Source organism: Archangium lipolyticum, assembly GCF_024623785.1.
GTDB classification, from domain to species: domain Bacteria; phylum Myxococcota; class Myxococcia; order Myxococcales; family Myxococcaceae; genus Archangium; species Archangium lipolyticum.
In genome coordinates, this window is record NZ_JANKBZ010000021.1 from 124,296 (window position 1) to 139,119 (window position 14,824).

At 67.8% G+C, this 14,824-nt stretch carries 15 protein-coding genes; 11 read left to right on the top strand and 4 right to left on the bottom strand.

Annotation, left to right across the window (positions count from 1 at the left end):
* Positions 1–83 precede the first annotated feature (83 nt).
* The 6 genes from NR810_RS34345 to NR810_RS34370 all read left to right on the top strand — a co-directional run bounded on the left by NR810_RS34345 (position 84) and on the right by NR810_RS34370 (position 6,724).
* Positions 84–911, top strand: coding sequence for an outer membrane beta-barrel domain-containing protein (locus NR810_RS34345; RefSeq protein ID WP_257458697.1), 828 nt, complete (start codon positions 84–86; stop codon positions 909–911).
* Positions 908–1,738: an outer membrane beta-barrel domain-containing protein gene (locus tag NR810_RS34350; RefSeq protein WP_257458698.1), complete on the top strand. Its 831-nt coding sequence runs from the start codon at positions 908–910 to the stop codon at positions 1,736–1,738. Before NR810_RS34345 ends, NR810_RS34350 begins: the two co-directional genes overlap by 4 nt.
* Positions 1,735–3,756: an adventurous gliding motility protein GltC gene (gltC, locus tag NR810_RS34355; RefSeq protein WP_257458699.1), complete on the top strand. Its 2,022-nt coding sequence runs from the start codon at positions 1,735–1,737 to the stop codon at positions 3,754–3,756. Before NR810_RS34350 ends, gltC begins: the two co-directional genes overlap by 4 nt.
* Before the next feature lie 122 nt (positions 3,757–3,878).
* On the top strand, positions 3,879–4,907 hold the full coding sequence (gene plsX, locus NR810_RS34360) for a phosphate acyltransferase PlsX (protein WP_257458700.1): 1,029 nt from the start codon (positions 3,879–3,881) through the stop codon (positions 4,905–4,907).
* Positions 4,904–5,941 carry a phosphatase domain-containing protein gene (locus NR810_RS34365; protein ID WP_257458701.1) on the top strand — a complete coding sequence of 346 codons (1,038 nt, stop codon included), beginning with the start codon at positions 4,904–4,906 and terminating at the stop codon, positions 5,939–5,941. Before plsX ends, NR810_RS34365 begins: the two co-directional genes overlap by 4 nt.
* Positions 5,942–6,724 (top strand): sugar nucleotide-binding protein, encoded by a 783-nt coding sequence (locus tag NR810_RS34370; RefSeq protein ID WP_257458702.1) that lies wholly within the window; start codon positions 5,942–5,944, stop codon positions 6,722–6,724. It begins immediately after the preceding gene.
* A gap of 33 nt (positions 6,725–6,757) precedes the next feature.
* Here the strand turns inward: NR810_RS34370 and NR810_RS34375 are convergent, their stop codons facing one another.
* The 4 genes from NR810_RS34375 to NR810_RS34390 all read right to left on the bottom strand — a co-directional run bounded on the left by NR810_RS34375 (position 6,758) and on the right by NR810_RS34390 (position 10,260).
* Entirely contained in the window at positions 6,758–7,369 is a 612-nt protein-coding gene (locus NR810_RS34375; protein ID WP_257458703.1) for a DUF2378 family protein, read from the bottom strand.
* A gap of 106 nt (positions 7,370–7,475) precedes the next feature.
* Positions 7,476–8,759, bottom strand: a complete 1,284-nt coding sequence (gene dsrP, locus NR810_RS34380; RefSeq protein WP_257458704.1) for a sulfate reduction electron transfer complex DsrMKJOP subunit DsrP — start codon at positions 8,757–8,759, stop codon at positions 7,476–7,478.
* Between the two features lie 3 nt (positions 8,760–8,762).
* Positions 8,763–9,668, bottom strand: coding sequence for a 4Fe-4S dicluster domain-containing protein (locus NR810_RS34385; protein WP_257458705.1), 906 nt, complete (start codon positions 9,666–9,668; stop codon positions 8,763–8,765).
* Entirely contained in the window at positions 9,661–10,260 is a 600-nt protein-coding gene (locus NR810_RS34390) for a hypothetical protein (protein ID WP_257458707.1), read from the bottom strand. Before NR810_RS34390 ends, NR810_RS34385 begins: the two co-directional genes overlap by 8 nt.
* A 233-nt stretch (positions 10,261–10,493) precedes the next feature.
* On the opposite strand from NR810_RS34390, the gene NR810_RS34395 reads away from it, so the two are divergent.
* The 5 genes from NR810_RS34395 (at position 10,494) to NR810_RS34415 (ending at position 14,822) form a co-directional block, all read left to right on the top strand.
* The gene (locus NR810_RS34395; protein ID WP_257458708.1) at positions 10,494–10,739 is read left to right on the top strand and encodes a hypothetical protein; all 246 of its coding nucleotides are present in this window, start codon (positions 10,494–10,496) and stop codon (positions 10,737–10,739) included.
* 3 nt (positions 10,740–10,742) lie between these two features.
* Positions 10,743–13,163 (top strand): molybdopterin-dependent oxidoreductase, encoded by a 2,421-nt coding sequence (locus NR810_RS34400; protein WP_257458709.1) that lies wholly within the window; start codon positions 10,743–10,745, stop codon positions 13,161–13,163.
* Positions 13,160–13,972 (top strand): nitrate reductase cytochrome c-type subunit, encoded by an 813-nt coding sequence (locus NR810_RS34405; RefSeq protein WP_257458712.1) that lies wholly within the window; start codon positions 13,160–13,162, stop codon positions 13,970–13,972. Before NR810_RS34400 ends, NR810_RS34405 begins: the two co-directional genes overlap by 4 nt.
* Before the next feature lie 62 nt (positions 13,973–14,034).
* The gene (locus tag NR810_RS52650; RefSeq protein ID WP_257458714.1) at positions 14,035–14,490 is read left to right on the top strand and encodes a 4Fe-4S binding protein; all 456 of its coding nucleotides are present in this window, start codon (positions 14,035–14,037) and stop codon (positions 14,488–14,490) included.
* Entirely contained in the window at positions 14,487–14,822 is a 336-nt protein-coding gene (locus NR810_RS34415) for a hypothetical protein (protein WP_257458716.1), read from the top strand. The genes NR810_RS52650 and NR810_RS34415 overlap by 4 nt, the downstream gene beginning before the upstream one ends.
* Positions 14,823–14,824: the final 2 nt, after the last annotated feature.

The window sequence follows — 14,824 nt, forward strand, 5'->3', positions numbered from 1 at the left end:
GCGGGACAGATAGGATGCACAGCGCCTCAGCCTCCGATACGAACGCATCGGTGTGCGGACGCCCAACCACGGAGCTTCCGGAAGTGAAACGCCTCCAGGCCATTCTGCTCGCGCTGTGCCTCGCGCCAGTGTCGGCACTTGCCCAGAACCAGCAAGACCCGGGGCTCGGACTCGATCTGAGCGGTGATCCCAACAAGCCGCAGGAAGAGACCGAGACGAACGCGGAGACGCCCGCGGAGGAGCCGCCCCCGCTGCCCTCCACGGTCGCGGAGACGCCCCCCGACGAACCCCTCTCTCCGGCCGAGCGCGACGTCACGCTCGATGACCGTGTGAAGAGCGTCCAGCGCAAGGTGTACCTCAAGAAGAACCGCTTCGAGCTGGCACCCTTCATCACCCTGTCGGTGAACGATCCGTACTACACGAAGGTGGGCGCCGCGGTGCGTGGGGCGTACTACCTGGCGGACACGCTGGCCCTGGCCGGGCGCGTCTCCGTGATGCAGGTGCTGCCCGAGGACGATGTGCGCATCGCCAAGAGCACCTTCGGCAGCCGCATCTTCTACTCGGTGCCCCAGTGGTCGGCCATGGGTGACGTGGAGTGGAGCCCGCTCTACGGCAAGGTGGCCTTCCTCAACTCCATCCTCCACTTCGATGCCTACCTGCTCGGTGGCATGGGCGTGGTGAACACCAAGGTGTCCAAGGCCCGTGGTGGCCCCAGCCTCGCCGCGGACCTCGGTCTGGGCCTGCGCTTCGTGGCCCGTGACTACCTCGCGGTGAACGTGGCGGTCATCAACACGTCCTACGTGGATCAGCCCCTCAACAGCAGCAAGGGCGCCACCCAGAACATCATGACCCTCAACGCCGGTATCTCCGTCTTCTTCCCGCTGAAGTCGACCGGTCGGGAGTCCGAATGAAGACCGCCGCCCGTCGTCTGTTGCTCGCGCTCTGTCTGGCGCCCGTGTCCGCCCTGGCCCAGGAGGCGGCGCCCGCGCCCGCGGCTCCCGCCGCTCCCGCTCCCGCCGCGAAGCCGGCACCCTCCGCCTCCTCCGGCTCCTCCGAGCAGGAGGCCGGTGACGTGTCCGAGGTGGACAAGGATCGCCTCGGGCCCCTGCGCGATCGTGTCTCGCCCGTCTCCGGCCACCTGTTCCTCAAGAAGGGCCGCCTCGAGCTCAGCCCCTCGGCCACCCTGTCCGTCAAGGATGCCTTCTTCACCAAGTACATCCTGGGCGGCGTGCTGACCTACCACCCCACGGAGACGCTGGGGCTCAGCCTGCGCGCCGGCTATGCCATCCCCACGGTGGCGGGAGCCGCGCAGATCTGCACCTTCTCCGATGAGGGTGGCACTGCCACCCGGGGTTGCCGCAAGCCCGCCTTCGCCGATCTCAATGGCTCCGCGCCCGGGCAGCTCACCCTGACGGGCGGGCTCGACGTGCAGTGGGCTCCCATCTACGGGAAGATCTCCCTGCTGGCCGAGCAGTTCGTCCACTTCGACCTGTACGGCATCGCCGGCGCCTCCGCGGTGCAGTACATCGGGCCCACCAAGACGGCGGAGTTCACCGCTGGCGGTAACGTCGGCGTGGGCATGCGCTTCTTCCTCAACCGCTGGATGACGCTGCGCACCGAGTTCCGCGACCTCATCTACGTCGAGAAGGCCCGCAACCCGTCCACCACGTTGCGCAACCAGCTCCTGTTCGAGCTGGGTCTCTCCTTCTTCTTCCCCTCTGCCAATCCCGAGTCATGAAACGTCTGCTCCGGCCTCTCTGCCTCGCCACCCTCGGGCTCACCCTGGCCTGGGCGACCCCCTCGCCCGCCCAGAGCTTCGAGGGTCTGGATCTCTCCCAGTCCTCCAAGAAGAAGAAGAAGAAGCCCACCCGCAAGCCCGCGCGCGGCAAGAAGTCCCCGGCCGCCCAGGCCCAGGACGATGACTCCGGCTCGGATTCGAGCTCGGACGCCAGCGCTTCCGGCGACACGTCCACTCCGGGCACCACCCCCGCCGACACGGGGACGGCTTCCTCTCCAGCTGCCCCGGCCGCCCCGGCCGGAGACGCGGCCGCGTCCAACCCGTCCATGGGGTTGGATCTGACGGCCGAGACCCCCAGCGCCCCCAAGGCCGCGCCCACCATGTCCTTCGACGCGGTGGACGTGTCCGGCAAGAGCGGTGATCGCCAGCGCCTGGACGTGGCCATCTCGCTCTTCAAGAACGAGGAGTACGAGAAGGCGGCGATGAGCTCCTTCGAGATGCTCCAGGACGCCAAGCTCGCCGGCCTCCACCTCGAGGCGCGCTACGTGCTGGCCAAGTCCCTCTACCGTATGGGGCTCTACCACTCGTCACTGGGCGAGTTCTCGAAGATCCTCGCCGTCGGTCCGGAGACGAAGTTCTTCCGCACCAGCCTCGAGTGGCTCTTCTTCATCAGCCGCAAGACGAAGAACGAGACCGTCATCCTGGATGAGATCGCCCGCTACGCGAACCAGGAGTTCCCCGAGCGCTTCCGCAGCGAGTTCCACTACCTGCTGGCCCGCTACCACTTCGTGCGTGGCAAGGCGCTGGACCAGGTGGGCCGCAAGGAGGACGCGGACAAGAGCTTCAGCGAGGTGAAGCGGCTGGCGCTGCTCATCCCGAAGACGGATCCGTTCTACCCGAGGACCAAGTACCTCGAGGGTCTGGCCTTCTTCCGCTTCGGCAACCAGGCCAAGAACGCCGCCGAGAAGCGCGTGGACATCAACACCGTGGGCGCCATCGACGCGATGAAGGAGATCGTCCGCGTCACCCGCTCCACGGCCGGTCTGGACGCCGAGCAGATCGCCTTCAACCAGAAGCTGCGCGAGCTGGCCTTCATGCAGCTGGCCCGTACCCACTACGGCATGCAGCAGAACCGCTACGCGCTCTTCTATTTCAACAAGGTGGAGCGCGGCACCTCGCAGTGGCTGGAGGCCATGTTCGAGGCCAGCTGGGCCAACTACCGCGTGGGCCAGTACGAGCAGGCGCTCGGCAACCTCATCACGCTCTCCTCGCCCTTCTTCCGCGAGGAGTACTTCCCCGAGGCGATGATCCTCAAGGCGGTCATCTATTACGAGAACTGCCGCTACCGCGAGTCCAGCCTCATCCTCCAGGACTTCGAGCGCACCTATCTGCCCGTGCATGATCAGCTCGAGCTGATCACCAAGAAGCAGATGAACGCGAGCGAGTACTACGGCGTGCTCTCCGACGTGCAGAAGAAGAACAAGGAAGGGCTGGAGAAGAGCCAGACGGACGTCATCCTCGAGCGCATCCTCCGGCTGGCCCTCACGGATCAGGACCTGAAGAAGACGAACGACTCCATCCTCGAGCTGGAAGGGGAGATGGACATCTTCGGGGAGAAGGGCGACACCTTCCGCTACTCCGAGCTGTCCAAGCAGCTGCTCGAGGGCCTGAAGACCCAGCGCACCGCCCTCATCGAGAAGGCCGGCATCATGGCCAAGGGCAAGCTGGAGACGGAGCTGGTCGGACTCAAGCAGCTGCTGGCCAACGGCCTGCGCATCAAGTTCGAGACCGTCTCCAAGGAGAAGGAGTTCCTCGAGGAGCAGCTCAAGGCTGGCGGCAACGTCTCCGTCGTGAAGAAGTACCGCTTCTCCGTGGCGGTGGCGGACGATCAGCTCTACTGGCCGTACGAGGGTGAGTACTGGCGCGACGAGCTGGGCACCTACCAGTACACGATGACCAAGGGCTGCATCCAGCGCGACACCGCGAACCGGACGATCCAGGCCAGCGAGAGCAACTGAGCCCGCGCCCAGGCGGCTCCCACCACCCGGTGGGAGCCTCCCGGCACCGTCCTCCACCGGGGGCTGGATCCGAGCGGGTCCGGCCCCCTCGTCATTCTACAAACCTGTAAGATGGTGCTTTCATGGCCACCAAGCTCGTCACCATTGCGTTCGACGTGATGGGGAGCGACCACGGCCCCGCGGAGGTAGTCAGGGGGGCCGCGCAGCTCTCATTGGAATCACCGCACATCCACACGTTGCTCGTGGGGGACAGGGCCGTCATCGACAACGCGCTCGCGGAGACGAAGCACAACGGCGAGCGCATCTCCGTGCAGCACGCCTCCGAGCAGATCTCCATGACCGAGAAGCCTGGTGAGGCGCTGGCGCGCAAGCCGGATGCGTCCGTGTCGGTGGCGGCGCGGCTGGTGGCCGAGGGCGAGGCGGACGCGCTCGTGTCGGCCGGCAACACGGGGGCGTGCGTGCTGTCGTGTGCCCGCCACTTCCAGCTGCTGCCGGGAGTGCGGCGCGCGGCGCTGGCGTCGGTGTACCCGACGCGCGCGCGCCACGGTGACAAGGATGATCCGTTCTCGCTCATCCTCGACGTGGGAGCCACGGTGGAGGCCACCGCGGACGACCTGGTGACATTCGCGGTGATGGGGTCGGCGTACGCGCGCATCATCTCGCGCAACGAGAATCCCAAGGTGGCGCTGCTCTCCAATGGCACCGAGCCCAACAAGGGGCCGCGCCAGGTGGTGGAGGCGCACGCGCGGCTGGCGAGCCTGCCCGGACTCCAGTTCATCGGGAACGTGGAGGGCGTGGACATCCCCAAGGGCACGGCGGACGTGGTGGTGACGGACGGCTTCGTCGGCAACGTGTGCCTGAAGATGTTGGAGGGAGTGCACGAGACGGTGGTGGAGCTGGCTCAGTACGCGTACAAGGAGAGCCTGCGCTGGAGGGCCGGTCTGGCGATGCTGTCCGGTGGCATCCAGCGCATCAAGGACATCACCGACTGGGAGCAATACGGGGGAGCACCGGTGCTGGGGTTCGATCGCATCTTCATCAAGGCCCACGGACGCTCGCGCTCCCGGGCCATCGCCAACGCGGGCAAGGTGGCCGCCAAGGCGGTGTCCCATGAGCTGGGCAAGGCCATCCAGCAGGGTCTGGCGCGGTGAGCCTGCCGGACCGCATCGATCCCAGGCCCCCGCGGCGCATCTACCGCTGGGACCTGGACAAGACGTACCTGCAGACGGAGTTCGACTCGCTCCGGGATCTGCTGCGCACGGCCTTCCAGAAGGCCCACGAGAAGCAGGCCGTGCCAGGTGCGTCCGCGCTCATCCGCGAGCTGGCGGCCAACGGAGACTCGCGGCTGTGCATCGTCTCCGGAAGCCCCAAGCAGATGCGCTCGGTGCTGGAGGAGAAGCTCAAGCTGGACGGGGTGGTGTGGGACGAGTTCGTCCTCAAGGACAACGTGGGCAACCTGATGCGCGGGCGCTTCCGGGCGCTGCGGGGACAGGTGGGCTACAAGCTGCCCGCCATCCTGGAGAGCCGCGCCAACGCGCCCGTGGAGGCCGAGGAGGTGCTCTTCGGGGATGATGCCGAGGCGGATGCCTTCATCTACTCGCTCTACGCGGACATGATCGCCGGGCGCGTGGACGAGCGGGTGCTGAATCAGATCCTCGCGGCGGCCGCAGTGTACCCGGACGAGGCCGAGCGGGTGCGCACCGCGTGGAAGAAGATTCCGGTGTCGGATCCGGTGCGGCGCATCTTCATCCACCTGGATCGGCTGACGCCGCCGGCGCACTTCTCCAACTACGGCCCTCGCGTGGTGCCCATCTTCAACTACTTCCAGGCCGCGCTGGTGCTGCTGGCCGACGGGCACCTGACGGCCCCGCAGGTCATCAAGATCGCCGTGGAGATGGTGCAGACGGCAGGGCACAACATCATCACGCTGTCCAACTCGTTCCAGGACCTGCTGCGCCGGGGTCTGCCGCTGCAGCAGGCGGCCGCGGCGCTGGTGCAGGCGCTGGAGGGGCCCAACGCGCTCCTCCAGGCGCTGCGGCCGGTGCCGGACATCATCTCGGCGTTCACCAAGCGGCTCGCCGCGCTGGGGACGCCGCCGCCCCCGCCGCCGGTGCAGGCGGTGGACTACCTGGACCTCATCCACCACGCGCTCCCCCGGACGCACAAGGCGCGGAAGACCCATTAGATGAGAGCGATCGTCACGGGCGCCAATGGCACGGTCGGCTCGCGGTTGTGCGAGTACCTCCGGCGTCTCGGTGTCGAGGTGGTGTGTTGGGAGCGCGACCGCGTCCCGCTGGACGACTACTGGGCCATGGAGGGCTTCGTGCGCTCGGTGGCCCCGGATGCGCTGTTCCATCTGGCGACGGCCTCGCGCCCCACGGGGCGGCCCAACGAGTCGTGGCTCGTCAACTACGAGTGGACGAGCGAGCTGGCGTGGATCACCCGGCAGCAGGGCGTACGGTTCGTGTTCTCCAGCACGGCGATGGTGTTCTCGGACCATGCACCCGGGCCCTTCACGGTGGACTCGGAGCCGGAGGCGCCCGAGGGCTACGGGTACGAGAAGCGGCGCGCGGAGGAGCGCGTCTTCCAGCAGAACCCCGAGGCGCGCGTGGTGCGGCTGGGCTGGCAGATCGACGATCAGCCCTCGGGCAACAACATGCTCGCCTCGCTGGAGGCGCAGATGCGCGAGCGGGGCAGGGTGGAGGCGAGCACGCGGTGGTATCCGGCGTGTGCCTTCCTCGATGACACCGTGAGGGCCCTGCTGGCGCTCGCGTGGGCGGAGCCGGGGCTCTACATGCTCGACGCGAACGAGCGGTGGACCTATTACGAGATCGTCCGTGCGCTCAACGCGCGGCACGGCAGCCGGTGGCACGTGGAGCCCACGGAGAGCTTCGTGTTCGATCAGCGCATGATGGACGACCGGGTGGTGCTGCCCTCGTTGAAGGCGCGGCTGCCGGAGCTGCGTTGAGGTCCGCCGGGGTTGCCTGACGGGCCACCGGCCTCATGCCCAGGAGAGCTCGAATTCGGTGTCGAGCCGCGCGAGTGGCCGTGCACGCACCGTCAGTCCTGGCACCTTGGCGATCTCGAACGAGCCCTGCAGCGAGCCCTCCGTATACGCGTGGGGCAGGAAGTCGCGCGTGAAGCGGATGACGGCGTTGGTGTGCCCCGTCCACCGCACCGTGCACTCCCCCGCGGTCGTGTTCATCCGGTAGGCCATCGGCAGGGTGTCGAGCAGCCGCCGGGGTTGCCCGACGACCAGCCGAAGCATGACCCGGCCCATCGTGGAGTCGGCGAAGTTCCTGGCGGACAGATAGCCCATCTGCCGCATCACCTCGTTGAAGTCCCGGCTGTCGCTGCTCAGGAGTCTCGCCCCGGTGTAGGACATCCGCAGCAGGGTGCCGAGCGGGTAGCTGAAGAGATCCAGGAACTGTTTCTCGCCACTCTCCTCCAGGCAGCGCCGCACCGTGGACTCATCCCCCAGCTGCCGCACGACTTCCAGCACGCCATTGAGGAAGAGGCCACGCGTTGTGTCCGTGGGCGTCACGTAGGACAGCAGCTGCTGTAGCTCCTCCTCCGAGCCGAGTGCGTGTGAACCGCCTGAGTCATCCCCCATGGCCTCTCCCATGTCGCGAGTCTGTCGCTCCTCCCGGGGAGGGCGCCACCCCGGATCGGGAGAGGATCCAGTGGTCATCAGTTCGCGACAAGGAGGTTGTACGAGCCTATGCGGCCTGCTTCGCTTCCGGGCCTTCTGTGCCGTGCGGGCCCTGGCCGTGCTCGGCGTGCGAGGCCGCGATCTGGCCGCTCAGCACTGGCAGTGCCACCTTCACCGCCACCGTCAGCACCATCAGCCCGAAGGCCCAGATGCCCGCGGTGATCTTCCACTCGGTGATGGTGGGCACGTACTCCACCAACTCGTGCAGGGTGCTCGGGACGAAGCCGGGGATGATGAGGCCCATTCCCTTTTCGATCCACACACCCGCGAACGCCAGCGCGCACGCCAGGTTGAGCAGCCACACGTGACGCCGCGTGGCAGGCAGGTGCACCACCACCGCCGAGGCGATGTTGAGCGCCACCGCCGTCCAGATCCACGGCACCAGCGCGTGGTGCCCGTGTGAACCGAAGAACAGGTAGCGCACCGCCGTGGCGTGCGTCCCTCCCGTGTAGAACGCCGTGAACAGCTCCGAGCCCAGCATGAACAGGTTGAGCAGCACCGTCACCCGCATCACCGACATCAGCGTGCGCAGCGGCCCTTCTCCAATGGGCAACCCCGTGAAGCGGCGGATGACCTGTAGCAGCACGATGACGAACGCCGGGCCCGTGATGAACGCCGACGCGATGAACCGCGGTGCCAGCAGCGCCGAGTTCCAGAACGGCCTTCCCCCCAGCCCGCTGTAGAGGAACGCCGTCACGCTGTGGATGCTGATGGCCCAGAAGATGGAGAGGAAGACGAACGGCAGGTACCACTGCTTGCGCGGCTTGCGCCCCAGGAAGCGCATGTAGATGAGATAGCCGCAGATGTGCAGGTTGATGAGCAGGTAGCCGTTCAGCACCACCACGTCCCAGGTGAGCATCGAGATGGGCCAGTTGAACCGTCCAATCCCTGGCATCAGGTGCCACGCCCGCTCGGGGTGCCCCATGTCCACCACGATGAACAGCAGGCACACGAAGATCGCCGCCACCGCGAGCAGCTCGCCTATCAGCGTGACGTCGTGCATCTCATGGTCGTGGTACAGGTACGCGGGGATGACCATCATCACCGCGCCCGCCGCCAGCCCCACCCCGAAGGTGAAGTTGGCGATGTACAGGCCCCAGGACACGTGGTCGCTCATCCCCGTGAGCGCCATGCCCTCGGCCAGCTGGTGCGCATAGGCGTTGGCGCCCACCAGGGCGATCGCCGAGAGCACCGTCATCCACGTGTAGAAGCGCCAGCTCCCATCCGTGCTCATCCAGAGCAGCCGGCCGAGGAACCGCGGGTAGTCGAGCAGGTGACGGGAAGCAGCCATGGCTCACTTGTCGAAGAAGTAGAAGAAGCGTGGCCGCGTCCCGAGCTCCTCTTTGAGCACGAAGACGCGCTTGTTCTCGAGCACCCAGCGGATGGGGCTCTTCGGATCCAACAGGTTGCCGAACACCCGCGCCCCCGTGGGGCATGCCTCCAGGCACGCCGGCAGCCGCCCCGCTCGCGTGCGGTGCAGACAGAAGGTGCATTTCTCCACCACCCCCTGCGGGCGGATCCGGTTGGAGAGGTACCCCTGGTCCGGGTTGATCTCCTCGGGCGGGATCTCCGGCTTCGCCCAGTTGAAGCGCCGCGCGTGGTAGGGGCACGCCGCCTCGCAGTACCGGCAGCCGATGCACCAGTTGTAGTCCACCACCACGATGCCGTCCTGCTCCTTCCACGTGGCCTGCACCGGGCACACCTTCACGCACGGCGCGTTGTCGCACTGGTGGCACTGCACCGGCAGGTAGTACTTCCCCTCGGCCGGTACCGGATGGTCGTAGTTCGCGTTGCCGTGCTCCAGATCCAGGCTGCCCTGCTGCATCTCCAGCACCCGGATGTAGGAGTTCCCCGTGCGCCGGTCGTGGTTGTTCTCCTGGTGGCACGCCTCGGCGCACTTCCGGCAGCCGATGCAGATGCTCAGGTTGAGCGCGTACGCGAAGGACACGCCCTCCTGCGGCGGCAGCGCCTGGATGTCCACGTCGCGGCCGTACTTCCGCTTCGTCTCTTCCTTCAGGTGGAGGAGCACCCGCCCCAGCTCGTCACGCGTCAGCTCCTTGTAGTGCTTCTGCAGGAACTCATCGACGCTCAGGTCCTTCGACCACTCGGTGAGCGGTGCCATCGCGTGCGCGAAGGCCGCGGCCCCCAGCGTGGCTCCGGCACCCTTCATCATGGTACGGCGGGAGACGATGTCACTCATGCCCTTGCGCCTCTTTCGTGTCCGGCTCGCCGTGGGCGGACGGGTTGCGCGGAGGCATCACCGGATGCGCCCCCGCGTACTTCGGCGTGTGCGGGTCGTGGCAGCTCACGCAGTTGTTCCTCATGCGGTCTCCCCGCGACAGATCCCAGTACCCCGTCATCCCCCCGTGCGCCCCCGCCTTGAAGTCGCGGTACTGCGGGCCGTGGCACTGCGCGCACAGCGTCACCACCTCCGTCATCGGCAGTGGCTCGCCCGTGGCCAGGTGCAGCGTGCGCGGCTCCCGTGCCTGGTGACACGAGGTGCAGGCGAGCTCTCCATGGCGGAATCGCAGGCCCTGGTGGAACTCCTTCAGCTCCTCGGGCCGCGAGGGCATGGGCTTCGTCTCACGCAGCGAGTGGCAGCTCTCGCACGACACGCGAAGCGGCCGGCCCAGCGCGTCCTTCTGGTCGCTCTCGACGGAGGTGAGCTTCGCCGGTTGGTGGAGGATTTCCTTGCCCGTCGGTGCTCCCGGAGGCGGTTGGAAGCTCACGGGTTGATCCTTCCCGCAGCCGCCAAGGGCGAGCATCGCGGCGACGAGCGCCGGGCGCATCATTCTGTAGAGGTGGTTCTCCACGGGGACCTGCGCAAAGCAGCGTCCGTGCCAGCACGCCCCGCCCCTGTGTGTCCGATGGAAACTCGGGAGGTGCCCTCGCTTGCCCGCGAAAAACCTGCATTGCTCAAACAACTTTACGCGCAGGCTTTGCGCGCGCACCCGGGGGATGAGGGGCACGCCAGGGTGGTCCGCCTCTTGCTCCTGGGGACCGCGCCCCCATGGACGGAGCCTGTATGCCCATCAGTAGCCTGGTGCTCACCCTCGATGCGTCGCCCGACTCGAGGGCGCTCGCGCTCTCAGCGCTCGCTCGCGACCCGCGCATCACCCTGGGCCCGCCCGTGGAGGGGCGCTGGCTGCCGGTGGTGACCGAGACCGCCAGCCCCTACGAAGGTGAGGAGCTCGCCGAGTCCCTGCGGGAGTTGGAAGGAGTGAGCTTCGTGGACGTGGTGATGGTGGATTTCTCCGAGGAGGAGCGCTGAGCCATGGATCGTCGGGACTTCCTCAAGGGTTCGGCCATGACGGCGGCGACGCTGGCCGCGAGCCGTCTGGCATATGGCCAGGACAGGGCGGCCGCGGAGCCGCCGAGCACTGCCCGTCAAGGGGGTGACGTGCAGTGGAACAAGGCTCCCTGCCGCTTCTGCGGCACCGGCTGCCACGTCCAGGTGGGCGTGCAGAACGGCAAGGTGGTGGCCATCGCGGGCGACCAGAAGGCTCCGGTGAACAAGGGCCTGCTGTGCGTGAAGGGCTACCACGTGGGGCTCGCCCTCTATGGACAGGACAGGCTCACGACGCCGCTCCTTCGTAAGGGCGACAAGCAGGTGCCCATCAGCTGGGAGGAGGCGATCGACATCATCGCCCGCCGCGTGCTGAAGGACCCCAAGGGCTTCGCCGTCTACGGCAGCGGCCAGTGGACCATCCCCGAGGGTTATGCCGCCTCGAAGTTCGTCAAGGCCGGTCTGGGCACGCACAACATCGACGCCAACGCGCGCCTGTGCATGGCCTCGGCGGTGACGGGCTTCCTCGCCACCTACGGTGTGGACGAGCCCGCCGGTTGCTATGACGACCTCGACGCCTGCGACGTGCTCATCACCTGGGGCAACAACCCCGCGGAGATGCACCCCGTCCTCTTCTCGCGCGTCATCGACCGGCGCTCGCGCGGCGAGAAGGTCACCCTCATCGATATCGGCACGCGGAAGACGCGCACCAGCGGGTTCGCCGACCACTCGCTGCGCTTCAAGCCGAACTCGGACCTGGCGATCGCCTGCGGCATCGCCCACCTGCTGGTGGAGAATGGCACCTACGACAAGGCCTTCGTCGAGGCCAACTGCGCCTTCCGCGCCTCCAGCACTCCGCCCACGCTCGAGGGCAAGGCCATCTCCTTCGAGGAGTACCGCGAGCTGCTGAAGCCCTATACCCCCGAGAAGGTGGAGCAGCTCTCGGGCGTGTCCCAGAAGGACCTGCGGATGCTGGCCGAGCTGTTCGGCCGGAGGGACATCCGCATCACCAGCATGTGGTGCATGGGGCCCAACCAGCACACCCGGGGCACGGCCATGAACAGCCTGCTCCACGGGCTCCACCTGCTCAGCGGGCACTTCGGCAAGCCGGGGGACGCGCCCACCAGTCTCACCGGCCAGCCCTCCGCGTGTGGCACCGTGCGCGAGGTGGGCACGCTCTCCCACGCGCTCCCCGGCGGCCGCGTGGTGGCCAAGGCCGAGCACCGCGCCCAGATGGAGGAGATCTGGAACGTCCCCGCTGGCCGCGTCTCCGACAAGATTGGCTACCACACCGTGGAGATGTGGAATCGCTTCTCCACGCCCACCGACCAGGGGGGCGATGTCCACACCCTCTGGGTCCAGGTCACCAACCCCGCGCAGAGCCTCCCCAATACGCACAAGCTGGTGGACCCCAGCCGGAAGCTCGCGGACAAGTTCCTCATCGTCTCGGACGTCTACCCGACCGCCACCACGCGCGTCGCCGACCTCGTGCTGCCCTCCGCCATGTGGGTGGAGAAGAACGGCATGGTCGGCAACTCCGAGCGCCGCACCCAGCAGTGGTTCAAGCTGGTTCCGCCCCCCGGGCAGGCCCGCGATGACGCCTGGCAGCTCATCTCCGTGGCCCACCGGCTGCTCGAGCTCGGCTTCGCCGGAATGAAGGACAAGGACGGCCGCTTCCTCTTCGAGGTGAAGGGGAAGGATGGCAAGTCGGTGCCCATCTGGGAGTGGGCGCACTACTACGACGTCAACGTCGACGAGCACCTCTTCGAGGAGTACCGGAAGACGACTCGCATCAAGCACAAGGACCTGGCGCCCTATCAGGAGTACGTGAAGGCGCGCGGCCTGCGCTGGCCCGTGGTGCAGCAGCCGGACGGCAGCTGGCGCGAGACGCGGTTCCGCTTCTCCGGCTTCGATGATCCGTATGTGAAGAAGGGCCGGGACATCCAGTTCTACCACTCGACCTCGCACGACGATCGCGCGCAGATCTGGTTCCAGCCCTACGAGTCTCCTCCCGAGTCCCCTGACGCCGAGTACCCCTTCTGGCTGTGCACCGGCCGCGTCATCGAGCACTGGCACACGGGCTCGGTGACCATGCGCATCCCGCAGCTCCGGCGCGCCATGCCCCAGGCCTACGTGGAGATGAACCGCGCCGATGCCCGGAAGCTCGGTGTGGACAACGGGGACCTGGTGACGGTGGAGACCCGCCGCGGGAAGCTCGACCTGCCCGTGTGGGTCGGCGGCCGCGGAGAGCCCGTCGAGGGCTCGCTCTTCGTCCCGTTCTTCGACGAGCGGCTGCTCATCAACGAGCTCACGCTCGACGCGCATGATCCGTTCTCCAAACAGCCCGACTACAAGAAGTGCGCGGCTCGTGTGCGACGGCGTGAGCAGGTCGCGGAGAAACAGGGATGAGCGCCGGGGGCGAACAGTCGAGTGGGCTCGGGGCCCGCTGGCTCCAGGTGGGGGCCGCCGTGGCGGTGGCGCTCGCGGCCACCGGGTACTTCGCGGGTCTCCGCGCCCCGGAGATGCCCGAGCGTCCGGCCGCCTCCGACCCGCATGCGCAACGCGCCGAGCGCGCTCCGGGCTACAGCGAGCTTCGCGAGCAGCGGCGCGGTGACAACGCGCGCATGTACGAGGGCGCCATCGCCTCGCTGGCGGAGGCGGACTTCCCGGTGAAGCCCCTGCCCGTGGCCACCCCCGCGCTGCGCGCCGAGGCCCTGACCCAGCGGAAGGCCCACCGCGCCTACGACGGCGCGCCGCCCACGATTCCTCATGAGATCGACCAGCGTGAGGTCCCCGGTTGTCTGGCCTGCCATGGCGAGGGCATGAAGCTGGGCAACCGCGTGGCTCCGAAGATCAGCCACCCGCCTTACCAGAGCTGCACGCAGTGCCACGTGGTGGGGGAGTCGCCCCGCCCGCTGGCCCAGTACAAGGACGTCCCGGGGAACCGTTTCGTCGGATTGGCTTCGACTGGGAATGGCGCTCGGGCCTGGCAGGGGGCTCCTCCGACCCTGCCTCACCCCACGCTCATGCGGACCGACTGCACGAGCTGCCACGGGCCCAAGGGCCTCCCCGGGCTGCGGACCTCGCACCCGGAGCGGCAGAACTGCCAGCAGTGCCATGGGTCTTCCGCGGTGCTCGACCAGCGCATCCCGGAGGCCTCGGGGGCAGGGGAGTCCGGACCGCCTCCCGGTGGCGTGGCGATGGAGGCGAGGCCTTGAGCTCCCAGGCTGGAATCAGCCGCCGTGCGCTCCTCGGGTTCCTCCGGAGGAAGGAGGAGCCCGTGTCTTCTCCCGCGCCTGTTCGTGCTCCTTCGCCCGCCGTGTCCGAGCCCGCGCCGGGGGCGGGCTTCTCGCTCGAGGCGTTCTATTCCTCTCGTGCGCGGTCGGGTGAGGCGACCGGGACGAGCCTCCCGGTCTTCTCCCTCCGCGAGGGGCTCGCCATTCCCCAGGACGGTGTCAGCCGCATCGGGATGGCTCCGCTCGCGCCTCCTCCCGTTGCTCCCGTCGCGGGGATGACCGTGCGCGTCCGGCCCCAGCTCTGCCTCGCCTGGCAGGGCTCGTTCTGCAGCACCTGCTCCGAGCGCTGTCCCGTCGAGGGCGCCCTCGCCGTCGAGCTGGGCCGCCCTCGCGTCGTGGAAGAGCGGTGCAACGGCTGTGGTCTCTGCGTCCAGGTGTGCCCGGCTCCGCTCAACGCCTTCGAGTTCCTTCCCTCCCGACAGCAGGTCTCCTCTTCATGACAGCAGGTCTCCGCCTCGCGAACGCCCCCCCCGAGGACCCGTCTCTTCCCCAGTTGCAGGACGCGATCCTCGACGCGGAGACCCTGGAGCAGCTCTTCCGTGACATCCAGCGCTGCACCGTGGTGAGCGAGGTGCTGCTCAAGGGCGGCGCCCTCGCCATGGCCTCCGAGAAGTCCGTTCCGCTCGACGAGGCCCTGGCCGCGCTCCGCGAGGCGCGGGTGCTCGGCGTGCAGATCCGCTACTGGTACGACGGGGCCCATTGGTGGGACACCCTCATGCGCACCCCGCAGGGGATCCGGCTCATCCGCATCCAGCACCGGCTGGCCGGGTAGGG